General features: G+C 45.2%; 17 protein-coding genes. 10 read left to right on the top strand and 7 right to left on the bottom strand.

Annotated features, from left to right (window positions below; all coding sequences use genetic code 11):
- Positions 1–125: 125 nt before the first annotated feature.
- Positions 126–296: a hypothetical protein gene (locus QUA16_RS21495; protein WP_333105595.1), complete on the bottom strand. Its 171-nt coding sequence runs from the start codon at positions 294–296 to the stop codon at positions 126–128.
- A gap of 319 nt (positions 297–615) precedes the next feature.
- Here QUA16_RS21495 and QUA16_RS21500 point away from each other — a divergent pair, with 319 nt between their 5' ends.
- Positions 616–4,569 (top strand): PAS domain S-box protein, encoded by a 3,954-nt coding sequence (locus tag QUA16_RS21500; RefSeq protein ID WP_333105596.1) that lies wholly within the window; start codon positions 616–618, stop codon positions 4,567–4,569.
- 442 nt (positions 4,570–5,011) lie between these two features.
- On the opposite strand, the gene QUA16_RS21505 is transcribed toward QUA16_RS21500, so the two are convergent.
- Positions 5,012–9,463 (bottom strand): tetratricopeptide repeat protein, encoded by a 4,452-nt coding sequence (locus tag QUA16_RS21505; RefSeq protein ID WP_333105597.1) that lies wholly within the window; start codon positions 9,461–9,463, stop codon positions 5,012–5,014.
- 214 nt (positions 9,464–9,677) lie between these two features.
- Here QUA16_RS21505 and rpiA point away from each other — a divergent pair, with 214 nt between their 5' ends.
- The 3 genes from rpiA (at position 9,678) to QUA16_RS21520 (ending at position 13,273) form a co-directional block, all read left to right on the top strand.
- The gene (gene rpiA, locus QUA16_RS21510) at positions 9,678–10,394 is read left to right on the top strand and encodes a ribose-5-phosphate isomerase RpiA (protein ID WP_333105598.1); all 717 of its coding nucleotides are present in this window, start codon (positions 9,678–9,680) and stop codon (positions 10,392–10,394) included.
- A gap of 345 nt (positions 10,395–10,739) precedes the next feature.
- Positions 10,740–11,924, top strand: coding sequence for an aldo/keto reductase (locus tag QUA16_RS21515; RefSeq protein WP_333105615.1), 1,185 nt, complete (start codon positions 10,740–10,742; stop codon positions 11,922–11,924).
- Between the two features lie 593 nt (positions 11,925–12,517).
- On the top strand, positions 12,518–13,273 hold the full coding sequence (locus QUA16_RS21520; protein WP_333105599.1) for a Fe-Mn family superoxide dismutase: 756 nt from the start codon (positions 12,518–12,520) through the stop codon (positions 13,271–13,273).
- A gap of 66 nt (positions 13,274–13,339) precedes the next feature.
- Here QUA16_RS21520 and rsmG read toward each other — a convergent pair whose 3' ends face one another.
- The gene (rsmG, locus tag QUA16_RS21525) at positions 13,340–14,083 is read right to left on the bottom strand and encodes a 16S rRNA (guanine(527)-N(7))-methyltransferase RsmG (RefSeq protein WP_333105600.1); all 744 of its coding nucleotides are present in this window, start codon (positions 14,081–14,083) and stop codon (positions 13,340–13,342) included.
- 146 nt (positions 14,084–14,229) lie between these two features.
- The gene (locus QUA16_RS21530) at positions 14,230–14,901 is read right to left on the bottom strand and encodes an energy-coupling factor ABC transporter ATP-binding protein (RefSeq protein WP_333105601.1); all 672 of its coding nucleotides are present in this window, start codon (positions 14,899–14,901) and stop codon (positions 14,230–14,232) included.
- Between the two features lie 459 nt (positions 14,902–15,360).
- Between QUA16_RS21530 and QUA16_RS21535 the strand changes: the two genes are divergently transcribed.
- The 3 genes from QUA16_RS21535 to QUA16_RS21545 all read left to right on the top strand — a co-directional run bounded on the left by QUA16_RS21535 (position 15,361) and on the right by QUA16_RS21545 (position 17,556).
- On the top strand, positions 15,361–16,377 hold the full coding sequence (locus QUA16_RS21535) for a Sll0314/Alr1548 family TPR repeat-containing protein (RefSeq protein WP_333105602.1): 1,017 nt from the start codon (positions 15,361–15,363) through the stop codon (positions 16,375–16,377).
- A 128-nt stretch (positions 16,378–16,505) separates the two neighbouring features.
- Positions 16,506–16,958: a DUF3531 family protein gene (locus QUA16_RS21540; protein WP_333105616.1), complete on the top strand. Its 453-nt coding sequence runs from the start codon at positions 16,506–16,508 to the stop codon at positions 16,956–16,958.
- Positions 16,959–17,130: 172 nt separating this feature from the next.
- The gene (locus QUA16_RS21545) at positions 17,131–17,556 is read left to right on the top strand and encodes an NUDIX hydrolase (RefSeq protein WP_333105617.1); all 426 of its coding nucleotides are present in this window, start codon (positions 17,131–17,133) and stop codon (positions 17,554–17,556) included.
- Between the two features lie 283 nt (positions 17,557–17,839).
- Here the strand turns inward: QUA16_RS21545 and QUA16_RS21550 are convergent, their stop codons facing one another.
- Complete coding sequence (locus tag QUA16_RS21550) at positions 17,840–18,205, bottom strand: phage holin family protein (RefSeq protein ID WP_333105603.1); 366 nt, start codon at positions 18,203–18,205, stop codon at positions 17,840–17,842.
- A gap of 21 nt (positions 18,206–18,226) precedes the next feature.
- Positions 18,227–19,318 carry a redox-regulated ATPase YchF gene (gene ychF / locus QUA16_RS21555; protein WP_333105604.1) on the bottom strand — a complete coding sequence of 364 codons (1,092 nt, stop codon included), beginning with the start codon at positions 19,316–19,318 and terminating at the stop codon, positions 18,227–18,229.
- A gap of 121 nt (positions 19,319–19,439) precedes the next feature.
- Here ychF and QUA16_RS21560 point away from each other — a divergent pair, with 121 nt between their 5' ends.
- Positions 19,440–19,796 carry a hypothetical protein gene (locus tag QUA16_RS21560; RefSeq protein ID WP_333105605.1) on the top strand — a complete coding sequence of 119 codons (357 nt, stop codon included), beginning with the start codon at positions 19,440–19,442 and terminating at the stop codon, positions 19,794–19,796.
- Between the two features lie 132 nt (positions 19,797–19,928).
- Here QUA16_RS21560 and QUA16_RS21565 read toward each other — a convergent pair whose 3' ends face one another.
- Complete coding sequence (locus QUA16_RS21565) at positions 19,929–20,177, bottom strand: gamma-aminobutyric acid A receptor, epsilon-like protein (RefSeq protein WP_332979482.1); 249 nt, start codon at positions 20,175–20,177, stop codon at positions 19,929–19,931.
- A gap of 579 nt (positions 20,178–20,756) precedes the next feature.
- On the opposite strand from QUA16_RS21565, the gene QUA16_RS21570 reads away from it, so the two are divergent.
- Both QUA16_RS21570 and QUA16_RS21575 read left to right on the top strand, forming a co-directional pair.
- Positions 20,757–21,815 (top strand): C39 family peptidase, encoded by a 1,059-nt coding sequence (locus QUA16_RS21570; RefSeq protein ID WP_333105606.1) that lies wholly within the window; start codon positions 20,757–20,759, stop codon positions 21,813–21,815.
- Positions 21,816–21,921: 106 nt separating this feature from the next.
- Positions 21,922–25,863, top strand: coding sequence for a caspase family protein (locus QUA16_RS21575; protein ID WP_333105607.1), 3,942 nt, complete (start codon positions 21,922–21,924; stop codon positions 25,861–25,863).
- Positions 25,864–26,092: the final 229 nt, after the last annotated feature.

Here is a 26,092-nt window from a genome sequence, read left to right on the forward strand (position 1 = left end):
TCGCTTCTGTGATTTATTGCGTAAGCGTTGCTTGCCGAAGCCATCGCATCCCTCTTTAAAAACTGTCCGGAGTATTGGTATTATAAATATTTATTAAACAGTCTAATTAATTAGATTCACGATCGTCATTCCCAACACAAAACATCGTATTGGGGTCGATCGCCTCCCAAGCAGTTTTCAGGTCGAGTATCCCCAAAGCCACCGCACTCATCTGACCCGATAATTGCAACCGCCGCCCGGTTCATCCGCAGCCCCGGCAAATATCCCAAACCGAATCCGAAGTAGGTCAGTCCCAATACTAGGTATTTGAGTGTTATCGTATATACTTAAAATCAGTGATTGCCGATTTTTTTATTGTCTAGGATGCTAAAAGTACAGACCGGGTAATTGCAGCTAAACCTGCGGGTATTGCAACTAGCGGGAAATATCGCCGACAGACGGTCTACCAACTACAAACAAACACAGTGGTTGCATTGGGAAGCGAAAATCAGGGTGCTGGACAAGTGGTAATTTTGTTACAAGTTGTAACTTTTTTCAAACAACAGGTTTAATTTAGTTTCACAAAAAAGTTAAATTCCAGAAAGTAAAATTAATTACAGTCGAGTTAAGCTAAAAGTGTTTGCTAAAAAAAGTAATTCAAGCAACCCCGAAACCAACTATTCTCACTTGCTCGACACCGACGGCGACTTCGCGACAGCCAAACTTTCGTGCAGCCAACAAGTCGAACAAGATTGGTATGGAACTCTCTACGAGAATTTTCCGGGCATTTACTTCGTTCTAGACGCTTTGGGAAGAGTTTTTTCGCTCAATCAATTCGGCGCGTCTCGCCTTGCCTACAAATCGCAGGAATTAATTTGTCATTCAATTTTTAACATATTTTACTGCCAAGAGCAAGGCAAAATGCAGGCAGAATTTGCCGGATTGGCCCAGCCGGAAAACGGTACGCCCACTCCAAAAATTGCCTATTGGGAAGGCTGCTTGACTTGCAAAGACGGCAAGATTATTAGAGTAAAAGCAACCGCGCGCCCAATGCCGACGGTAGATTGGAAAATAGAGGAAAATACTAATGGTCGTTCAATGGCGAATTTCCAACGGCCGGCTATACTGTTAGTTTGCGAAGAAATTAAGGCTGCTTCGCAGTCACCCAGGTCGCCCAACCAGAGAGCAAATTGGCGCAGTCCAACTTTAGCGATCGCAAAATTAGCCAAAAGTCAACTTAAAGAACGCCACAATATAGAAGGCTTCATCCGGGAAGTAACAGAAACCGCTGTTAGTATTGTCAACTGCGATCGAGCCAGTATTTGGCTGTATGGCGAAGACAAAACGCAGCTTCACTGCATCGACCTTTACGAACAAAATACTAAACTCCATTCCGTACAAATCATCATCACAGCAGCCGACTGTCCGGCATATTTTCAAGCTTTAAAATCTGCCAGTGCGATCGCAACAGTGGCAGCAGAAAATGACCCGAGAACGCGAGAACTTGTCAGTCTTTATTTGCTCGATCGGGGTACGACTTCCCTGTTAAGCGTACCGATTGTGCTAGCAGGTCAAAGGTTGGGAATAGTCAGCGCCGAACGCCAGGGTTCCGACGGTGATTGGACGGAAGAAGAACACGAATTTACGCAAATATTAGCAGATTTTGTATCCTCCAGTTTGTCAGCTAGCGAAAAGTTAAAATTAGAAGCAATGCGACACGAACAGCAGCAAAACTTGCTGGCCCAATACTACGATCAACTAGAAGAAAGAGTAGAAAGACGCACGGCTGAACTCAAAAAAGCTAACCAAAAACTGCAAAAAGAAATAATTAAAAGAAAACAAGCAGAAGCCGAACTACGCCTGCAGCAACAAGAACAGCAAATTATTTTTGATTCCGTGCCGGCGATGATTTGGCTCAAAGATACCGAAAGTCGCCTGCTGCGAATTAATCAAGCCGCCGCTGCATCAAGAGGTTTGCCTGCTGCTCAATTAGAAGGTAAATCTTTTTATGAAATATATCCTGACGAAGCAGAGCAATATTATTTAGAAGATTTGGAAGTAATCAATTCTGGCGTTCCCAAACAGGGGCAAGTCGAACTATTACCAACAGCATCGGGTCAAAAATGCTGGGTGCGGACAGATAAAATACCTTACCGCGATGAAACAGGTAAAGTCGCTGGCGTAATCGTGTTTGCAGTAGATATTACTGATTTAATTAGAGTCGAAAAAGAACTGCGAGAATATCGCGATCGCCTCGCACAAAAAGTCGAGAAACGTACTGCTATGTACAGGCAAGCCATGACCGCTTTGTACTCGGCAAATACGCAATTGCAACAGTTAATTAACAACAGCTATTCGGTCGGCGAAAATGGCAGCAGCCAGCCAGCAGCGCGCTTGCTCGAATGCGAAGCTTATTTTGAAGCAGTTGCCGTGGCTGACCGCGACACAATTTTGAGCGTCAGCAGCAATTTTGCCCAACTTTTCGGTTACGAACCTGCGGAAATGGCGGGAATGAGCTTGCTGGAACTACTGTCGCCCAAATCATACAAACAGGCGTCGCAAATGATTTCAGCAGCCAGCAATACAGTCTGTGAAACTATTTTTCTCAAGCGAGATGGAACTGCTTTTCCTGCTGACGTTCGCAGCAAATTCGTATTTTGGGAAGGTCGTTTAGTACAGGTGAAAGCAGTCCGAGACCTCACGGAACGCAAATTGACCGCAGCAGAATTAGAGCGATCGCGGTCTCTGCTGCACGCTACCTTAGAAGCAACTGCAGACGGCATTCTCGCCGTTACTACCGCCGGAGAAATGATTAGTTATAACGAAAAGTTAGTCCAAATGTGGGGAATTTATGAAGAAGTTAGAAACTCAATGGATAGAACTGTGCGGCTGGCATTCCTCACTAAGCAAGTTAAAGATCCGAGGGCTTTTTTGCAGAGAGTTAAAGAATTTTATAGTGATGCGGAGTCGGAAGGTTGCGATATTCTAGAATTTAAAGACGGCCGCACTTTTGAGCGCTATACGCAGCCAATTAGAGTCGGACAAAATATTATTGGCAGGGTGTGGCGCTTCCGCGATATTACCTCTCGCGAAAAGGTGACGGCTATGTTGGGAGATTCTCAAAGGCGCTTTCGGGCAATTTTTGATTCTTCTTTCCAATTTGTCAGCTTATTGAAACCGGACGGTACTCTGCTGGAAGCTAACCAAACTTCTCTGGATTTTGCGGGAATTAAGCTACGGGATGTTGCCAATAAACCGTTTTGGCTGTTGCCTTGGTGGGGAGATTCTCAGGAAGTTCGCCAACAGTTGCAAGAGGCGATTTCTCGATCGGCAAAAGGTGAATTTGTCCGCTATGAAGTGGAAGTTCAAGGTGTAAATCGGACGGCAACTGTTGATTTTTCTCTCAAACCGGTCGCGGATGAAACTGGCAAAATAGTCTTGTTGCTGCCGGAAGGCCGGGACATTACTCAAAGTAAGCAAGCCCAAGTCGCGCTGCGGCAACAAATAGAACGGGAACGCCTGATCGCACAGATTCAATCGCGCATCCGTTCTTCTCTGGATCTCCAAGATATTCTCAACACTACAGTAGCGGAAGTGCGGGAGTTTTTGGCAACCGATCGCGTGCTGGTTTTCCGCTTCCGACCCGACTGGAACGGAAATGTGGTGGTGGAGTCGGTTGGAGAAGGATGGATGCCACTGAAGGGGATGGCAATTGACGATTGCTGTTTTGCCAATACTTACATCGGTCAGTATTTAAAGGGCCGAATCCGCGCCATAGAGGATATTCATGCTTCTAATTTGAGCGAGTGTCACCTTAATTTTTTGGAGACTTGTCAGGTGAAGGCAAATTTGGTGGTGCCGATTGTCCAGCAGGGAATTGAACCGAGGGAAGGTAACAGTTCTTGTCAAGTGCCGAAGTTGTGGGGTTTGCTGATTGCCCACCACTGTTCGGCACCCCGCCAGTGGCAGCAGTTTGATGTGGATTTGCTGAGTCAGTTGGGCACTCAAGTGGCGATCGCGATCGAACAATCTTTACTTTACCAGCAGTTAGCTGCGGCCAACCAGCGGTTGGACGGGTTAGCGAATTTGGACAGTCTGACTCAACTAGCTAACCGCCGCCGTTTTGACGAGGTGATCAATCGAGAATGGGAACAGTCGAGCTCTTCGGAACCGCTATCTTTGATTCTGTGCGACATTGACTGTTTTAAACTTTACAACGACAATTACGGCCACCAAGCCGGGGATGCTTGTTTGCAGCAAGTGGCGCGGGCGATCGGGGATGCTTGCACAAACGCACCCGCAGAACGCCTTTATTTGGCTGCTAGGTACGGCGGCGAGGAATTTGGGGTAATTTTGCCAAATACGGATATCGTGGCTGCACAGGCTGTTGCTGAGGGAATCCGCAGCCGCGTCAAAGCCTTGGCTATTCCCCACATCAAGTCTGTTGTCAGCGATAGTGTGACTCTCAGCTTGGGGGTGGCGACGATTTCTGAAGGTCAAAATTCCCCGAAAATGTTGATTGAAGCTGCGGATAAGGCACTGTATCGGGCTAAGTCGGGCGGGCGCGATCGAGTGGCTATTAGTGATTAGTGAGTAGTCAGGTTATTTTTGATTTTAGATTTTTGATTTGGGAATTACTGATGAAGCTGCTGGTTGGGAGCTTGTCTACAGTTGCATTCTTGTTTGAAACTGGTATTACTAAAAAAGTGATCGCCCTAACTGGCATAAAGTTAGTGCGATCGCGGTACTATGAATCAGCTATTTATCTATCAGACTCGGCGCGGATTTTTTACGCATTTTCACGGCTTTTTTTACAAAACTTTACGGTGAGTAGCGTACAAATATCCAAAAACCACGTTTCTCTACCTGATCTCTCTTTTTTTATTGAACCGCAGAGGGCACAGAGGGCACAGAGCAAGAGAAGGGAGAAAGAAGGGAGTTCACACACTGATGAGGGATTGCCATAGCAGCAATTCGCAATCCCCTGTTTGGCCGATGCCCGATGCCCGATGCCCAATTCCCAATTCCCCCCCTATTTAGCTAACAGTTTTTGAAACACCTTATACATATCCTCAGCCAACTTTTTAGGATTCCACAAAGGTGCGAGATGCTCTGGCTGCTTAGATTTTACTAAATGCTCTTTCACCGCATTTCTGAAACCAGCATCGCGACCAAACTTAACTCCCCACTGCGTGTATTCCTCCCAACTCCACGCCGCACCAACATCAAGATTTGCACTTTTCAGAAAAGCGTAGCCCATGCGCGAAAGATATTGGTCGCCGGATCGAGTTACCACTGGCAAATTCGCCCACAAAGCCTCTAAATTGTGAGTCCCGCCGTTGTAAGGATAGGAATCTAAAAGCACGTCGGCTACATAATAAATAGCCCGGTGTTCTTCCTCACTTCTGGTTTGCCCTATAAACTTAATCCGACCAAAATCTACTCCCTGAATTTCGCATTCTTGGCGGTAAGTGCTGTGAATAACGTCGGGGTCGCCTTGACCTTTGCGGATTAACACACTATCTGGTACTTCCTTCAGAATTGTAACTTGAGCTCGTACCATTTCTGGATTGGTTTTTCTCCCTGGCGCAACGCACAGATAAGTCATTTGATCTAAGCCAATTCCCAGAGCGTTTCTAATCGCCTCTCGATTCACAGGAATGCTTTGCAGTGCGCCAATTGCTACCGAACCGGCAGGCAATCTTACTAACTGTTCTAAGTAATTTTTTTCAACACCAGGGGGGTGAGTGTGTTCGTCGCACAGAAAGTAGTGGTTATCTGAAATGTAGGGTGCGTCAAATCCCAGCCAAGAAACGCAAATTCCCGCAGGATATTGATACAGCACTTCGACATTTGTTGGGACTGTCATCGAGTCTAAGTCTATCAAAACATCCAAGTTGTCTTGCGCTACTTCGGCGAAGATTTCACCGCCATCAGCAAAGCCGTTTGGATATTTTTTAGGCCAGTAAAACTTGCCCGCCATGTCTTCAAACCGCTGCGTAACCTCATCTCGGTGGAGTTTCCCGGTGACGTAAAGGTGAACGTGGGGGGTGATGTGGCTTAATTCGCGAATTAAAGCTTCGCTGCACCAGCCTACTGAGTGGCGGCGGAAGTGTTTGGAAAGGAAGCCTATTTTTAAAGGACGCTGTTCTTTTGTTTGGTATTTTGCTAGGTTGCTTCTGTTAATTTCCTGGCGCTTAGGAACGGCTTTTTGGTAGTATTCTTTGGCAATGAGTCTGTAGAAACTGGCATTTTTTTCGCGGTTGTCTCGCAGGTGAGAAACTGCAAACAGGAAGATTTCGTAGAGCAGTTTTAGTTCGATTCCGCTAAAGGTTTCGACCTTTTCGTAGCATAGTTTTTCAATTTCTTCGAGTTTCTGAATTGCCTGTTTGCTGACACCTGATTGCAGGTAGGAAAAGACGTAGGCTGTAGCTGACATGACTGGGGCATTTTCGCCGCAGTTTTCGCAGTATTTGTCGGCTACGCTGCGGGCTCCGGCGAGGTTGGTAGAATGGCTTAGCAAGTCGCACAGTTGTTGGTAGGCTTCGCTAAATTTGGGGTTGCATTCGATCGCCTTTTCAAAATTGGCGATCGCCTCCAACGGCTTATCTTGTTTTTGAATGTGTCCCATCCGGCAGTAAACCTCTGCCCAATTCGGTTTTAATGCCAAAGCTTGCTGATAGCTGGCTAGAGCTTCTTCGAGCCGCCCCTGCATGGAAAAACAATTGCCGAGGTTAGCGTGAACTTCCGGCCAGTCTGGCTTAACTTTCAGAGTGTTTTGATAATTAGTAATCGCTTCATCGTACTTGTTTTGCTGTAAAAAAGAGTTGGCTATATTGAAGTGCAAAACTTCTAAATGTGGCTTTAAAGCTACAGCTTTCTGATAGTAAGCGATGGCGGAGTCGAGATTTCCTTGTTGCGATCGCGCGCTGCCGATGTTACCGTAAGCTTCGGCCCAATCCGGTTTAATGGCGAGCGCTTTTTCGTAGCATTCGATGGCTTCGTCGCGCTTTCCTTGGCCCAAAAGTCGATTACCTAAGTTAAAGTGGAAGTCTGCACCGACTAGCTGCGGGTTGAGTTCGGAGGTTCTTTTAAAACAGGCGATCGCTGCTTCGATGTTGCCGTGTTGGTGATATACTTTCCCTAAATTCCAGTGAGCTCCCGCTAAATCGGGACTCAGGGCAATGGCTTGCTGGTAATGGGCGATCGCTTCTTCCAAACGCCCCATTTTGAAATACATACTGCCGATATTGGCGCGAACTTCCGCAAAATTTGGCTGCAATTCTAGGGCTTGAGAATACGATCGAATTGCAGCTTCTGTTTTGCCTCCTGCTTGCAAGGCATTGCCTAAAGTGACGTAAGCGTAGATGAAATCCGGTCGAATTTTTAGCGCCTGCTGACAAGCTGCGATCGCCTCTTTAATTTTACCTTGAACTAAAAACTTTTCGGCGAGTTTATTGTACGGTTCTACTTCTTCAAAATTGGCAACTTGTCCGCTATCTGGAACATTGAGCGAGGTAACTTCTTCGGAAAGTTCAGCGGGGTTGGTAAACGGAGTATTTAAAGTCTCAGTGGTGGGCGCTGCCGGCAAATTGATACTCGAAGGCTGCAAGCCGTAGCCTTCATCTTTGTTGACAGATACTGGTTGCGCTTCCCCTGATTCTGTTTCTAATTCGATAAAGTTGCTGTCAGTAGCGGTCAGCTCTTTTTGTGCGATTAAACTCGATAATTTCTCCGCAGCGGTGGCATCTCCCGGTTGCAGTTGCAGCACTTTTTGATAGCAAGTAATTGCTGCATCTAACTTTTCTTGCTGCTGCAAAACGCTGCCCAGCATCATATTGACCGAAGACAATTGAGGATTAATTACCAGAGCTTTTTGGTAATAACTGGCAGCCTCTTCCAATTGCCCTAACTTGTAATACATACTGCCGAGATTCGCGCTGGCTTCAGCAAATTCCGGCTGAATTTTTAAAGCTTGCAAGTAAGCTTGAATGGCCATTTCCAGTTTGTTTTGACTGTGCAGGGCATTGCCCATTGTCAAGTAAGCAGGAGCAAAAGTGGGTTGAAATTGAAGAGCGACATTACAAGAGGCGATCGCCTTTTCAAATTCTCCTTGCAAAACATAAACTTCCGCCAACTTTTTATGAACTTCTGCATCTCCTGGATTAAACTCTAAAGCTTTCTGATAATTCTCGATAGCGCCACCGAGATCACCCTGATCTTTCCGCCAATTTCCCTTTTGAAAATAATCTCTCACTGCCTCTAAACCTACTAAAGAATTCCCGATCATTTGCTCTGCCACTCTTACAGGTTTTACACTAATACTATTCAGCCATTCTACCCACTTTCGGGAACGCACAGACCAAGTACACCCTTGATTTATATATTCTACCTGCTGTCTTAAATGATTTTCAGCAGTGGCGCAGCCCGCACCCGTGCCCTCATTTAAAACTCCGACTATCGCCTCTAAAAACCGCCTTGTATATCCCTCCCAATCTGGGTTGCCCGCCCGCTTCCAATTAGTTATCGATGCAAAATTTTCCACCCCTGACATTGAAACTAGACGGGCAAATCCAGCAGTTGTTTCCGGCAAAGCTGCCAATTCACTCGTCACAATCCGGCAACCGCAGGCCATCGCCTCCATCACGGCAATAGATGAGGTTTCCAAATAGGTATTCGGGTAAGCTAAAACCGCCACTGAACGCAGTTGCCGGACGAGTTCGGGTTGCGGTACGGAACCGACGTACTCCACGCCTTCTGTTTCCTGACACTGGCGGTAAAGTTGACCGAAAAAAAGCTGGTTATCATTGTCGTCTATTTGGTGTACTTTCATGCTTGAAAATACTTTTAATCTGGTTCCGGGGACAGCTTGACGAATTTCGGGAAAGACTTTTAACAAAATATCGAGTCCGCGAAATGGAGTGCTGGTGTAAGCTAGAATGGGCGGTCGAGATTTATGAGAGAGGATAGAAATATTATCTGCGAAAATGTTAGCAAAACAAGGTGCGATCGCATTTCTTAAAACACAACTGCGATTAGAGTCAATCCCAAAGCGCCGATGAAATTGCTCGCGCTGCCAGTCGCTGACAAATACAAAGGCATCGCAAGCATTGATTTCTCGATCATTCTTAAAATTTTCGAGGAATACAAAGCCCGGTTCGTTATGAATCCACAAAATTAATTGAGTGCGATGCCCCAAAAGCGGCTTGATTTCCAGCGCTTTGCCGACTATATTGACTATAACTAAAAAATCGAGCGATCGCAGCAATTCTAAATTAGATTTGTCCCCCACCCTGCGCCTGCAATCAACGCCGCGCCACATCCCAGACTCGGAAGTATTGTTGAGCAAAAATACCTCATTTCCCTGTGCCGCCAACGCCTCAGCTAAGTAACAAATAGCCGACTGAGTGCCGCCCAAAGGTTTGCAGTAAGGAGTTTCAATATTGTAATCCCAAGTGTAGGTATCGAGAAAGCCGATTTTCATTGTGGCAATTATCCACCGATTTGTGAACTAGATTTTTTTTATTTAACCGCAGAGGACGCAGAGGGCGCAGAGAAAAAAGAGAGAAGTTCCCACTTGAAATAATTGGCGAGTTCCCTCTCTTCTTCTTCTTCCTCTCTGCGTTCTCTGCGCTCTCTGCGGTTAAATAAATCCATAATAAATGGTATAATCTTAAAACTATTAAGGAGTACCGAACATGACCACAGAACAAGATCCCGTAAAATTGATGAAACAGCAAGTCGGCTTTGCTGCAGCCGATCGCGTAAAATCTGGTATGATTGTCGGACTCGGCACCGGGTCAACTACAGCTTATACTATTCAAGCATTGGGCGATCGCATAAAATCCGGTCAACTCAAAGACATCAAGGGAGTGCCCACATCTTTTCAATCAGAAGTGTTAGCCAAACAGTACGGAGTACCCCTGACAACACTAGATGAAATTGACAGAATTGATGTGGCTATTGACGGCGCTGATGAAGTAGATCCCCACCTCAACTTAATTAAAGGTGGTGGCGCAGCCCACACCCGCGAAAAAGTAGTCGATTACCTCGCCACTCAATTTATTGTAGTAGTTGACAGTTCCAAAATCGTAGATAAATTGGGTTCGACGTTTCGCGTGCCCATCGAAGTTATACCGATGGCATTAACACCAGTGATGCGCGCCATTGAAAAATTGGGTGGCAAACCCGAACTCCGCATGGGTGTGAAAAAAGCCGGCCCGGTAATTACCGATCAAGGTAATATGGTAATTGATGTCAAATTTGATGACATTGCCAACCCCGGAGAAATGGAAAAAAGCTTGAATAACATTCCCGGTGTGTTAGAAAATGGTTTGTTTGTAGACTGTACAGATTTGGTTTTAGTCGGCGAAATCCAAGACGGAAAACCCGTAGTACGCGAAATTTCTAAATAGCCAAAACTGCCCTGGTTTGGTCAAACACTCTTTGTGGAACAGGCATCTTGCCTGTTCAGGAGAATGCTGCAATATGGGAGTTAAGCTGTTGGGCATCTAAATTGTATTTTTAGGGCGGGCTTTCTGGCCCAACCCTACTCCCCACAAGACTTTTCTTAAATTTGACTATACAATTTAAATGCACTTGGGCTTACCTTGGCTTTGATTGTCAAAATTCAGCGGTTTAAACTCCTGTATGACGGAGGAATATTTTTAGGGTGGTTTATAAATCTCCATGCTAAAAACCAGGCGATTCATCTGTCAACTGTCAACTGTCAACTGTCAACTGTTAACTGTCAACTGTTTATGATGCAATATCGCAGATTCGGTCGCACAGAATTATCCATGCCCGTCTTTTCCTGCGGTGGTATGAGATATCAGTACAAATGGCAAGACGTGCCAGCCAATGAAATTCCCCCAGACAATCAACAAAATCTAGAAGCGACGATTAGCTACTCGATTGAATGCGGCATAAATCACATAGAAACTGCTCGCGGTTACGGCACTTCCGAAATGCAATTGGGGTGGATTTTCCCGAATTTTTCCCGCGAAAAGTTGATAGTGCAAACGAAAGTTAGTCCCAAACCAAACTCCCAAGAGTTCCGCGAAGACTTTGAAAAATCCTTAGCTTATTTGCAACTAGAATACGTGGATTTACTGTCGCTACACGGCATTAATACGTGGGAATTGCTAGAGGATTCTATGCGTCCGGGCGGCTGCATGGATGTGGCGAGAAAGTTACAAGCAGAAGGGAAAGTTAAGTTTATTGGTTTTTCCACTCACGGCCCGACGGATGTGATTATCAAAACAATTGAAACTAATCAATTTGATTATCTTAACTTGCACTGGTACTACATCAATCAAAGTAATTGGCCAGCTATTGAAGCTGCTAAACGTCACGATATGGGCGTTTTTATTATCAGTCCTTCCGACAAAGGCGGTCAACTTTACAGCCCGCCGCAAAAATTGGTAGATTTGTGCTATCCGTTGAGTCCGATGGTGTTTAATGATTTGTTTTGTTTGTCGCATCCGCAAGTACACACTTTGAGTTTGGGCGCCGCAAAACCTGAAGATTTTAACGAGCATCTTAAAGCTGTAGAATTGTTAGATAGAGCCGATGAAATTTTGCCTCCGATATTAGAAAAATTAGAAAGAGCAGCAATTGATAAATTAGGAGAAGATTGGTTTAATACTTGGCACGTCGGTTTACCAACTATCGAAAATACTCCCGGAGGTATTAATATTTATGTGATTCTGTGGCTGTGGAATTTGGCGCAGGCTTACGATACGATCGACTATTGCAAGATGCGCTACAACCTTTTAGGTAATGCCGGCCACTGGTTCCCGGGCCAAAAAGCCGATCGCCTCCATGAATTAGACTTGCGCCGCCCTCTCGCGCACAGTCCCCACGCTGCTAAAATTCCCGGTATTCTCCAAGCAGCCGATCGGCTTTTTGGAGGCGAAGCCATCCAGCGCTTGTCCCAAGAATAATCGCAAAAAAACCCGGTTTCGAGACAGAAACCGGGTTGGTGAACCGGAGCACGTGAGTTAGTTACGCGCATACAATTAGCCTATAGCTGGTAAAAGTATAGTCATCTATTACATGACATGGGAGGCCTTCGGTCCCTCCCCCTTCACTTTTACTTTGAGCGGATTGACCCGCATTGGCCCAGCTACGCAGCTCCCTATCCCATTGCTCAATGCTTTTGGGAGTGCTTTTGCCACGATCATGTAATACCCATTCACGGAGCGCATTAATTAACAAACCATCTGCGGTTTTGTACAAACATCTGTGGATGTGTTTGCCAATCGGCTAGCTGCATGAGTGATAGGTGTGGCCCGTAAATAAAGACCGCGTTGAAAGCGGTTGCTTGGGCAGTCCAAATCCTTCTGCTCAGTCAGCATATACTACTCCTGACTATCTTTGACGAGAAACTTAATGAAGTTTTACAATACTTGAGAAACTCTCACAACCATCGCCCATCCGTCTCATCCATTCGGGCGATACAACTTTTTTTCTCAACTCACCCCCATTTTGCTTTAATCTGAGATAAAACAGTTAATAATTCACTTAGGTACTTTTTATGACTCTCAAACGCCGAGATTTCTTGTATTTGGTAACTGCAACCGTCGGAGCCATTACCGCAGGTGCTTGCCAAGCGTCAGGAAATAATGTATCGCAAGCAAGTCCAATTGCAGAAAGCCCAAAAATAGCCCAAACTCCGGGGCCTTTTACACTGCCACCTCTGCCCTACGAATACAATGCTTTAGAACCGCACATTGATGCGCGGACAATGCAATTTCACCACGACAAACACCATGCCGCCTACGTTAAAAACCTCAACGATGCTGTCAGCAAATACCCGCAACTCAAAAATATTACTGCGGAAAATATGCTGCGAGATTTGAGCAAAGTGCCGGAAGATATTCGCACAACCGTGCGTAACAATGGTGGCGGACACCTAAATCACACTATGTTTTGGGAAATCATGAGTCCCAAGGGCGGCGGCGAACCGACAGGGGCAATTGCAAAAGCAATTCAGCAAAATTTCGGCAGTGTTGACGATTTTAAAACAAAATTTAACGATGCCGGCGCCAAGCGTTTTGGCAGCGGTTGGGTGTGGCTAGTCCGCAATAAAGCTGGCAAACTTGAGATTACAACTACTGCCAATCAAGACACTCCTTTCATGGAGGGCAACTATCCAATTATGGGTAACGATGTTTGGGAACACGCTTATTATCTCAAATACCAAAATTTGCGCGCAGACTACTTAAAAGCTTGGTGGAATGTTGTTAATTGGGCGGAAATTAACAAGCGCTACGAAAAGGCGATCGGGTAGTTTTCAATTAGATGAAATACAGGACACGGCCGATGAAATACAGGACACGGCAGTGCCGTGTCCCTACTAGCGCACGGGACGCTCGAACTGCTGTACAACTTTCCGCAAGTAAACGCAGTGCCGCGCACCCTGACTCGTCGGCGTTGTGAATGCTTCGACTGACTCAACTTTACCGCCCAAGTGCTCGATCGCCCTTTGCAACTCCGTCTCTTCCTCCACCGTCCAATTTCCACGGTAAAGTACAGCCAAACCGCCATTTTTCAGCAGAGGCAGCGCGCATTTAGCGCAGAGAGGAGCGGCTCCCACTGCTCGGAGAACGGCTAAATCGTAAGCTTGTTTGTGCTGTGGCGCTCTGGCAATTTCATCGGCTCTGCCCAACAAAGTCGCCGCATTTTCTATCCCTAAAGACGGCACAACTGTTTCCAAAAAAGTAATTTTTTTGCGTGTAGAATCGAGCAAAGTAACTGATAGTTGCGGCAGGGCGATCGCGATCGGCAGACCCGGAAAACCCCCACCTGTCCCGATATCGATCGCTTTCTGTACCGACTCCGCGGCCAATTCTGGATTTTCCGCCGAATTGTGATTAGCTGGCAGCAGTCTTGCAATTCCCCGCAGAGAATCCCACAAATGTTTTTCCCAAAACTCCATCGGCTCAGTAATTCGAGTTAAATTCAAGGAGCGATTTCCCTCGATAATTAACTCATAAAGTCGCTGAAATTGTTGTTGCTGCGACTCATTCGGCTGCCAATTCAGCGTTTTTTGCCACAACTCATTCATCTGGGGCAACACAGGCATTGTAATCTGATTCATCTTCTATTCCCACTCTTTTGTAAGCTCTGCAAATTCTCGGCACTTAAAAATGCTTCATAATGCGATAGACCCGCCCGCACTAACTAATGACTAATGACTAATGACTAATGACTAATGACTAATGACTAATGACTACTGACTACTGACTACTGACTAACAAAACTTGTTTCCTTAGCTTCTAATTTAGCCCGATCGACCTCTTGCAAATCCCCGTGGTCTAAAGTCCAAAATCGGTCAGCAACGCTCAACAAATCGCTAGCATCGTGAGTAACAATCAACAAAGTCCAGTGACTTTTCAACTTACTCAACAAGCTTACCAACTGCCGTCGCATCGACCAATCCAAACCCGCCGTCGGTTCGTCCAAAAGTAGCAAATGTGGCTGCCGAATTAGCTGCACCGCCAGGGCTACCCTCCGCTGTTGTCCGCCGCTTAAAGCGTGGGGGGAAGCGCGCAGCGGCAAATGTCCGAGCCCCACTTCTGCCATTGCTGAGTTAATTTGTTCTGAGCCCAATTCAGGATGCCCCAACCGCAATTCTTCTAAAATTGTGCCTCCGCAAAAATGCCTTTCTGGAAACTGGAATACTAACCCTCCTAACTGTTGCAAGTGTTCTGGTGTTAATTCTTGTTCCCGCCAACGGATGTCGCCGCTAGTTTTTTCGGCTAAACCTGCTAATATTTCTAATAGCGTACTTTTGCCTGAACCGCTGCGACCCACAATCAGCCCCATTTGCTGCGATGGCAGTTCTAAGTTAATATTTTTCAGAATAGGATTCGGACAGGCGGTAGGATGATATACTAAGTTTTTTAGATAAAGCATTAACGGCAGTTGTTAGTTGGCAGTTGTTAGTTGGCAGTTGTTAGTTGGCAGTTGTTAGTTGGCAGTTGGTAGTTGGCAGTTGTTAACACTCAACAGTCTACAGTTAACACTCAGAAAAATAGTTATTGTTGGATCGGGGAACTTCGGGTTGTGCTATTGACAGTTAAGGCTGTTTTTGGCTGGGGCCGCTCCGCCACAATTATTTTACATAAATCTTAACAAAAAATTTCCTTTTTTTTTCAGGATTGGTGTTTGCTTTTTGAGTTTTTTGATGGTATATTTTAATAATGGAAATCTGTGCGTCTATATACTGAAAGTCACACTCCCATTATTAAAATATACCGCAACAGCTAGAAAAAATCAAGCAAATTTCACTCTTTTTTTGACCGCGGCCCGATAGTCTGAGAATTTAACTCTCTTGTTTCTAGTTTACAGTATATTACATTGAGAGAATTGACGATGACGAAAACCCCTTTAGCATCGGTGGGCAAGCAAATGTTAAGTTCTAAACAGACAGTGCGGGCGATCGCCAGTGCAGGAGCGATCGCCCTCAGCATCTGCATTAACTCAGCATTAGCGGGCGATCCCTTTCGCAGCAGCAACCCGCAGGCGATCGGGCCCAACACCGAAACCGCTTTCAAAACAATGTTTCAGCAAGGAAACTACAAACAAGCAAAAACTCAAGTTCAACAAGCACTATCAGCCGAACCAAACGAGCCGCTAGCCTATGCTATGGCAGCCTCCCTATCCTACATCGAAAAAGACTTCAACTCGATGAATTCCTACGCGCAAAAAACGCGCGAAGTCGGCGAAAACTTGACTAAAACCAATCCATTGCGCGGCAATATTTACACAGCAGCAGGTCACTTTCTAGAAGGGGCGAACATTATAGCCAAAGAAGGAACAGCCAAAGGCGCGCCCCAAGCTTTGAGTAAATTGCGAGTAGTATTTCAATATCTAGATGCCGCCGACAAAATAGCGCCCAACGACCCCGAGCTAAACCTGATCAAAGGCTACATGGACTTAATGCTAGCCACAAACCTGCCCTTTTCCAACCCCAACGAAGCCATTCAAAGACTCGAACAAAAAGCCTCTCCCCGCTACTTAGCTTATCGCGGCATGGCAGTAGGCTATCGAGACTTGAAAAAGTACGATCGCGCTTTAGAGTTTGCCAACAAATCCCTAGCCGAAACACCCACTAATCCCGAACTTCTATATCTAAAAGCACAAATCTTGTTCTCCCAATCCCAGGGAAAAGACAGCAACAAAACCTTACTTGAGGAAGCCCGAAAAAACTTCGACGCCGCCTTAGCAAAACCTGACCAACTGCCCCGCAGTTTAGTAGCCGAAATCTTCTTTGAGCAGTGCAGAACTCGTAACCGTCTCGACAGCAAATCTCGCGACTGCGACCCGATGCGCGATAAAATCAGAGATGCAGATGGAGTCTGGGGGCCGGCAGCCTTACCACCCCTTTAAAAAGAGTCAGAGGGGAAGTCAGAAGTCAGGAGTCAGGAGGAAAATTTTCCATGTCTCCCTGTCTCCCAATTTTCCTCTCTCCTGCAATCCAATTCCTGCAATTCCATTCCCTTTCTTTGATAAAATTGATGCAAGTAGAGTTTCGCGAGTTTAACCCCTTTGACCTCTGGATTTGGCTGAAGTTCAGCAACGTGCCTTCAAACGGTGAAAAACAGTATGTTGAAGAAGTGTTTGACTCTTGGTTTTTCTTGGGAAAACTCGGAGGATTTAATGCGGAAAATTTGCAAGTTCAAGATGAAGGCTTAGACATCAGTGATATGAATTACGATGTTAATCTAGCCGACCAAAGCATGATGGCTTTGATGCACAATATGGGAGAAATGGAGTATCAAGGTTCTTGGGCTCGTTGCTGGTTTGATTTGGGTACTAGCGATGCAATTGGCCTCGATGTTTTGATTAATGTTTTCCAGCAACTCAGCAAAGAATTCGTAACGATTGAAAAACTCGTTATTGGCGGGGAAAATATAGACTGGCCAATTGAAAATAGGAGGAGCAGAGAGGGTTTTGCCGCCGATAATTAAACGTGGGCATCACACGGATGACACGGATACACGGATAATATAGTCCTGGACGCACGGGTAATCAGAAACCGGGTTTTTTTCCTTGAATACTTTGTTACAACGCTTGAAGGGCAAAAAACCCGGTTTCTTTGGTTTTGATGCGTAATGACTGATGACTAATGACTGATAACTAATTATGCAAGGTAAAATTCGCGTAATTGTTTTAGGATTAATTCGATCGGGCGATCGCATCTTCGTGTCAGAATGCGAATATCCGGTCACAAAAGACACATTTTACCGCGCTTTGGGCGGCGGCGTAGAATTCGGAGAACACAGCATCGACGCTTTGCAAAGAGAGTTTCAAGAAGAAATTCAAGCCGAGTTAACAAATATCAAATATTTGGCTTGTTTGGAAAACTTCTTTGTTTATAATGGCCAAGCCGGACATGAATTAATACAACTATACCAGTGCGATTTTGTCGATTCCAAATTTTATGAATTGGATAGTCTAGCCTTTGCAGACGGAGATGGGGAACATACTGCATTTTGGATGCCCGTCGAGCGCTTTCGATCGGGCGAATTGCGCCTAGTTCCCGACAAATTTCTCGACTACTGTTAAGGCTAATAAGCTGTGGAGCATTTAAAATAGTATTGTATGGTGCGTCATTCCACAGCGTTTCCCTTGCCGGTGGAAGCGATCGAGAGCTGACGCACCCTACTGGCCTCGTTAGTGGTTTAAATGCTCCACAGCTTAACTCAACCAATACCAAAAAACAAATACCTGATATGGAGAAATTAAACCTAAAATATTGGCCGTCGGGGCTGGTTTCACCTGAAATATTGGCGATAACTAACAGGATGAATAAACCCGCCCCTTCCTTCCGCCCGCGCGTTACCCTGATCTACCTTACACTAGGCAGAGTCCGCAACAGCTCATAGAGCAAAGAGTTAATAAAACCGAGGGCTATAGCACCCAGCAAAGCACTCCAAATTCCCCAGCGCAAGCGAAATCCTTCGACTAGCCAAGCCGCTAATCCAAAGATAATCGCGTTGATAACAATTATCCACAAACCAAAAGTTACCAACAGCAATGGAAAACCCAAAACCACAAAAAGCGGCCGCACCAAAGCATTCAGCAATCCAAAAACCGCCGCCGAAATCATCGCTTTTCCAAAAGTGTCAATTTCCACCCCTATGGGCAACTTGGAAATGATAAAAAAGCTCACCGAAGTAACCAGCCAAGCAATTATCAGCGAAATGATATCCATGTGCCAATCTCCTTAAAAAAGCTAAACATTAAATCGGAACAACAGCACATCCCCCTCTTGTACAACATACTCTTTTCCTTCACTGCGAACTAAGCCTTTTTCCTTAGCCGCATTCATCGCGCCCGTAGCAACCAAATCTTCATATGCTACAGTTTCGGCCCGGATGAAACCCCGTTCAAAATCAGAGTGAATAACCCCCGCAGCTTGCGGTGCTAACATTCCCGCGATAATCGTCCAAGCGCGAGTTTCTTTCGGGCCGCTAGTAAAATAAGTCCGCAAACCCAATAATTCGTAAGTAGCTCGAATCAGAGATTTTAAGCCACCTTCTTTGACCCCCAGAGATTCTAGGAAATCCGTTCTTTCTTCCTCGGATAACTCCACCAATTCTGACTCAACTTGCGCCGAAACTATGACAACCTTAGCATTTTCTGCTTCTGCTACTTCCCGCACTTGTTCGACATAGCTATTTCCCGTTGCTAAATCGTCATCAGATACGTTAGCAGCATAGATAATTGGTTTGTTGGTGAGTAATTCCAAACCTTTAACTAATTGAGCTTCTTCATCTGTGAAATTGTACTGCCGCGCTGGTTTCCCCGCATTCAAAACAGCGACCAATTTTTCGAGCACATCCACTTCTGCCTGAGCTTCCTTATTGTTGCGGGCCAGCTTGCGAGTGCGATCGAGCCTGCGTTCAATTTGAGCTAAGTCTGCTAGAATTAATTCGAGATTGATAATGTCAATATCTCGCTGGGGATCGACAGAACCGGCAACGTGAATAATATCATCATTGTCAAAACAGCGGACAACATGGACGATCGCATCCACAGCCCGGATGTGAGACAAAAACTGATTTCCCAGTCCTTCTCCCTGACTCGCCCCCTTTACTAAACCCGCAATATCCACAAATTCCATCCGCGTCGGCACAGTTTGCGCGGAATTGCAAATATTGCTCAGCACCTTCAACCGTTCGTCTGGCACTGCCACGATACCCGTATTTGGCTCGATCGTACAGAAAGGAAAATTAGCAGCAGTCGCCTTGGCATTAGCAACCAGAGCATTAAACAAAGTAGATTTGCCAACATTAGGCAGTCCGACAATTCCGGCAGTAAGCATAGCTATTTAGAAACATATCACTGTTTCAAAATATCATAAGTATCAGCAATATATCTGACGTGTGTGTTCTAACTTCCACAGCTAAGCTTGAGTAAATATACAACTTAAGGTAGATGGCTCAATGGTTAACCGATGGTTAAGCAAAGTGACGATCGCTGCGGGGCTGTCGCTGCCTCTGTTAGGGCTCACAGCAGCTAGCGTTTTCGCTGAGATGCTCAAAATTTCGGTGATTAACAACAGCGGCAAGACGATGACAGCCGTTTATATGTCTCCTCCCCATAAGGATACTTGGGGAGAAAACGAGCTAGATGCCCCCATTGCCGATCGGAAAAAGGCAGATTTTGAGTGGAATCAAGCTGACTACGGCGGCTCGGATGCGGGCTGTATTTTCGATGTCAGGGCCGAATACTCGGACGGCAAATCCACTGATTTGGGTGCTGTTGACCTTTGTAAAGAGAATGCGCTCAACTTCAATTAATTGATAATTTAGGCAAAAACCGAGTTTTTTCAAGTCTGATATTCCACAAAAATATTGGGGACTTTGGAGAAACCGGTTTTTGCGATCGACCTGACAAACAATCTTAAATTTCGCGATCGACTAAAACATAATTTAAACAGGTTCAGGGATTGTCTGAGGAATAGGCTCCGGCACTGTTTGAGGAATTGGAGAGGGTACAGTTTCCGGCACCGGTTCGGGAATTGGCTGGGGAATTGGCGCAGGTACCGGTTCCGGTACAAGGCCGGGAATCGGTTCGGGTACGGGGCCCGGCACTGGTGGCGATGCGGGTATAGTCGGCAGCCCCGGTTCGGTACTGGGAATCTGGGGGCCTGGAAACGGACTAGGGTTGGGAAAAATCACGGCAATTCTATTAATAACTCGATACAATCAGCGTAGACAAAAAACTAAAAATACGACATCTATCTAAATAGTGAAAATTTGTTTTAAGTGGAATTTAGCTGCATTTTATATCGGCTGTTTGGAGTAGATGACAGCAACCGGGTTTATTTGTATTTGATTTTTTATGCTGACGGAATGCAATTTGGGCACAGGCCCCCGGTACAGGCCGTGAACCCTTGAAAAAAGCGTAGCGTACTCATCACGTGCGATCGCTACAGCCCGTGGGAGCAATTCTAAAATCTCAAATCTCAAATCTCAAATCGCGCAATCGATCGCCCTCCGAAAAGCCTTGCCCGCCTGTAGTTTGGCACGACACCTAGCCAAAAGTACAGGTTCTGTCCTGTACTTACGGCCAGTGGCGAGCTGGCCTTTTGGCTAATTTAAGACTCAACTAAAAGCTAGGAACTTTTTGGGGATTATTCTCCTACTATTGAACCTACGCTGTCACAGATTTTTAGGATTAAGCAAAAAGTTTCTCCCAATCCAAATCTGTTTCGGTCTATGCAACAATGAACGCCTAGGCATAAAGGGGCATAAAGGATGCATCTCCAAGATTTTGTCGAGACAAATATCAAATACGATGTCAGCAAAATAGTAGCCGATCGAGAGTTAAGCTTAGAAATCCAAGAGCTTCTGATCGCTCAAGGGCTACTCTCTCCCACAGTAGAAGATATCTTTGGCCCTGTTTCTATTGCTGTTTTAAAACGCTTTCAAAAACTAAATCGCTGCTATGAACCAGGATTTTTGGGAAAACGAACAGCTACCGAACTCCTCGAAGTTGATAAAGTAGCAACGCGAGGAGCGGAAGGGGTTCCCTCAATTCAGGTTAAAATTATCCAAGATACTCTCCTTAAAAATAAACCGTTGCAATCCGATGCTTTATTGCCGGCAGAAAAACACAATCTCAAAGTCGGCGTCACCCTCAGAGTTGCCTCATTTGAAGTTGAGCGCAGTCATTTAAAAATTACCTTAGCTGATACTCCAGTTGAGAATACTTGGACTGGATATATTTTTGGAGAACACGCCGAAGTTTTTGAAGGCACTACCAGAATTTATCCAAAACGCGATGAAGTTAAATTGCCGGTTCCTTACAAATCTCAGAGAGATAATGAAATGAACCCTGATGGTTCTTGCAATGTTACTTCAATAGCGATGTGTTTGGAGTATCTAAAGATTCCTCGTCGGCACAGTGAGGGGCAGTTTGAGGATGAGCTTTACAACTATGCCTTAGATCAAGGATTAAGCCGGCATAGTGGTTACGATCTAGCTCAAATTGTGCGCGACTATGGAGCGAAAGATAACTACAGTGAAACGGCCACCATTGAACAAGTTACAGATTGGTTAGCGAGTGGAAACCCAGCAGTTGTACATGGCTATTTTACTTATCCAGAAGGTCACATCGTTGTCTTCGTTGGCTATGACAGCACAGGCTTCATTGTTCACGATCCTTATGGGGAATGGTTCGCCGATGGATACGATCGCAATGAACCCGACGGAAACGATGAAAAGGGTAAATTCCTGCATTACTCCTACGGAATGATTAAAGATACCTGCATCCCCCCCGATGGAAGCTTTTGGGTACATTTTATTTCCCGCTAGTGAGAGTTGGTGTCATTTATCCATTTCCTAGAATCGTTAATAGCTAGCAAATATTAGCTATTAATGATTAGAACCAATTTAAACACTTTAATTAAACAAGACAGTTATGGCAAAAAACATTTACGCGCTGTTAGTTGGTATTGACAACTATTCTCCCGCATCTAATCCTCTCGTCCCTCCCTTAAAAGGTTGTGTTAACGATATTAAAGCTATAGAAGCTTATCTGGGAGAGCGAATTACTCAAGATAGCGAATGGAAACTGATAGAGCCTACAGACCAACCTTGGATACTGCTCAATCAAGATGCCACTCGTCAGGCAATTATCAGCGGTTTCCAGCAGCATTTGTGCAACGCTGACAGCGAAGATGTTGTCTTATTTTACTATTCCGGTCATGGCGCTCAAGAGAAATCACCAGAGGAATTTTGGGAATTAGAGGCAGACCGCTTAGATGAAACTTTAGTGTGCTATGACAGCCGTGCAGAAAATGGTCGGGACTTAGCTGATAAAGAACTAGCCTACCTCATATCCAAAATAGCCCTAAAAGAACCCCGCATTGTTGTCATTCTTGACTGCTGCCACTCCGGTTCGGGCACCAGAGACTTACCCCCCGAAACAACAGTGAGGCGCGCCTTAGTAGACTCGCGGGAGCGCCCCCTAAGCACGTTTATTTTTGCCGAAGACGCACCAGCTATTCAGGAAATACTAAGCACTTCTAAAGAATCAGAAAAAAAGACAACAGGTGTCATTTTGCCCAAGGGAAAACACATTTTGTTTTCGGCCTGTAGAGACTACGAACTGGCGAAAGAATACAAAACTGAGGATGGAGAAACTAGAGGAGCTTTCTCTTACTTTTTGCTGCAAACACTACAGCGAACCAATGGCAACATAACCTATCGAGATTTAGCGAGAAATATGAATGCTCTCGTGACTGGCAAAGTCAAAGAACAGTCGCCGCAAGTAGAAGCAACCGACAGGCAGGATTTAGACCAACCTTTCTTGGGCGGTGCTATTAAAGAACGGCCTCACTACTTCACCTTAACTCACAGTCAAAACCTTCGGAATTGGGTAATTGATGGAGGGTCTATTCACGGAATTCCTAAACCCTCTAATGGGGGAGATACTCGATTAGCATTTTTCCCCTATGGCAGCAGTCCCGAAAAGTTGCGCCAACTTTCAGAAGCTTTAGGCGAAGCACGAGTAACTCAGGTATTGCCACAACGCAGCCAAGTAGAAATTATTAACGGTCAAGACAGCTTATCAGAAACTGAGAGCTATTGGGCCGTGGTGACAAGTTTGCCGTTGCCAGCGTTGAAAATTTACATTAAGGGCGATGAAAGTGAAGTCCAAGGCATCAAAAATCTGCAAGAAGCACTGTCAAAAGCAGCAATTGGCAACAAACCTTCCTTGTATGTGCAGCAGGTAAATGAAGCTAAAGATGCAGATTACCATCTGTTAGTCAGTCAGGGTCAGTATTGGATTTTACAGCCTGATAATAACCGGCCTTTAGTTGCTCCGATTCCCGAAGAACCAAATCAGTCGGAATACACAGATGAAATTGCTTTACAGGTGATTTATCGTTTAGAACATATTGCCCGTTGGAATAACATTTTACAACTCTCCACTCCTGCGACCAGCCGCATTAAAACCGACGAGGTGGAAATGGAAATAATTCTGCTTTGCGGTCAGCAAGAATCTTCGCCAGGGGATAGAGACGGAAACATCTCCTCATCTGAGATGCGTGTCGATTACGCCTATGACAATGGGGAGTGGCAAGCGCCAAACATCCAAATAAGGCTGACCAATAAAAGTGACAAAAAATTGTATTGCAATGTCATCGATCTTTCCGGAAGTTTTGCCGTAGACACTCCATTTTTTGATCGCGATAGCAGCATCTTGCTTCCCGCCCAAAATTCAGGAAATCCCTCTAGTATGACCAGCTTTGATGATATTATATTTCAAGTGCCAGACGCATATTTTGAACAAGGCATTACTGAGTATAAGGATATTCTCAAGCTAATTGTATGTACCACAGAATTTGATGCTAGCTTGTTAAAACAAGATGGACTAGCGCCCCCTAAACTGACTCGTTCTCTTGGAGAAATAGAGGGAACTCTGAATAGTTTGATGGCACAAGTTAATACTCGCGAAGCCGTGAGAGCCAAGGGAAATTATGATGATTGGATGACAAAGGAAGTCACGATTACAATTGTCCGACCTCAAGATGCTCAACCCATTAACGCTAATCGCAGCACTGCCTTACAACAGGGTGCCGTCGAAGTTCAAGCTCATCCAACTTTAAAAGCGAAAGTGAATCTCACCACTGTACCGCAAGCGAGTCGAGATTTAGGGAATTTGATTTTACCTGCGATTTTGCGGCAACAAAATCGCGTGAGTGAATCTTTCCAATTTACAACCAGCCGAGGCACTGATCCAGGGTTAAGTGCTTTGGAGTTAAGTGATGTAGAAGATTATGAAGCGGTGACACCAACAACCCCTCTCAACTTGTTGGTCAATCAAGAATTAGCGGAAAATGAGCATATATTACCTTTTGCTTATGATGGGGAATTTTTCTTGCCATTAGGAAGAGGGGCGAGAACAGAAGATGGCAAAACAGAGATTACGCTGGAACGCTTACCCAAACCAACAGTTAGCAGTCGCAGCCTTCACGGGTCCATCAGAATTTTCTTTGAAAAAGTCGCCCATCAAAAATTGGGAAGACCTTATGAATATCCTATTTTAGCTGTAGCAGAGGTCAGCGAAAAAGGTGATGTCAGCTACGAAAAAAATCCAGAGCAAGTTAAAGCTAGAGTTGCCAAAGCCCAGCGAATCATTCTCTACATTCACGGGATTATAGGGGACACGCAAAGTATGGTTCCTAGTGTCAGACAGACGTTAGTAGAAGTGGACGGACAACAGCGACAGATTGCAGAAATTTATGACTTAGTTTTGACTTTTGACTACGAGAATATCCAAACAACCATAGAGGAAAATAGCCGCTTGTTAGGTCAAAGATTGCAAGCAGTTGGTTTGGGAGGAAATCACGGCAAGCAGTTGGATATTGTGGCTCACTCGATGGGGGGTTTGGTTTCTCGCTGGTTTATCGAGCGAGAAGGTGGGAATCAGGTTGTCCAGCACTTGGTGATGTTAGGGACACCTAATGGGGGTTCTCCTTGGCCTACAGTACAGGATTGGGTTTTCACAGCGCTTGGGATAGGGTTGAATCAACTTTCAAAAATTATTTGGCCGACCAAAATAGTTGCTCAATTACTGGAGTTTTTAGAAGCAAATGATTACTCGCTAGAGCAAATGCGACCGGATTCTCCTTTTCTGAAAAAACTTGCCGAAAATCCCGACCCCGGGGTTCCCTACACAATTATTGCGGGCGATCGCTCAATTGTTTCAAAAGCTCTAGAATTTCAACCAGACAAGGAATCCAATCCCTTACAGCGGTTATTGAGCAACCTTTTTGGTAAAACTAAAGACAGAGTTGTAGAATTGGCATTTTTCAGTCAACCTAATGATATTGCCGTTGCTTTAACGAGCATCAAAAATGTCAGTGCTAATCGCTCTCCTGCGCCCAAAATCCTATTACCGGATACTGCGTGCGACCATCTTAGCTACTTTACACATCAGGCTGGGTTAGATGCTCTGGCAGCGGCTCTTTTCCCAAGTCCTAATGGCAATACTCAGTTATTAGTAAAGCCTTTGGTGGCGGCAATAGTAGAGGATGAGCCAGAGAGTATGAATTCTCAGCCTGTGGTTAAAAATACAGTTAACCCTTTACCTGTTGCACAACAGCTTGCCAAAACTCCCGTAGAAAGTCCCTCTCCAGCCTCGAACAGTCTCACCAGTTCACATCCAGTTGGCTCGGATACGCTAAACGTTCAAACACAAAATAATTCCAAGATAACAGGTTTAGGAATTGGGCTAGTTGGGTTTTTAATCGCAGCCGCTATTGGCTTAATTGGTCTCTGGCCTCGTTCTCCCGTGCAACAACCAGTGAATCAAAAATCAACGAGTCAATCGATTTTAGATTTTAGATTTTAGATTTTAGAATTGAAGCATTGACCCCACGGATAAATTCGGGGGGCAAGTTTCATCGGATACAGGTTTTTTATTTCTGGGTCCTGAGTCTGCGAAGGGATGAATCCGGGGGCTTGTATGCTGGATGCTTTCGGTCAGTCAAAGGAACAGGCACTCTATCAGTTTAAAAAACTAGCAATTAGTTTTTGGTTGACAATTTTGCCAGCATTAAACTGAAATTTGAAATAACTTA

This window comes from Microcoleus sp. S13_C3 (assembly GCF_036700905.1).
Classification (GTDB): Bacteria; Cyanobacteriota; Cyanobacteriia; order Cyanobacteriales; family Microcoleaceae; genus Microcoleus.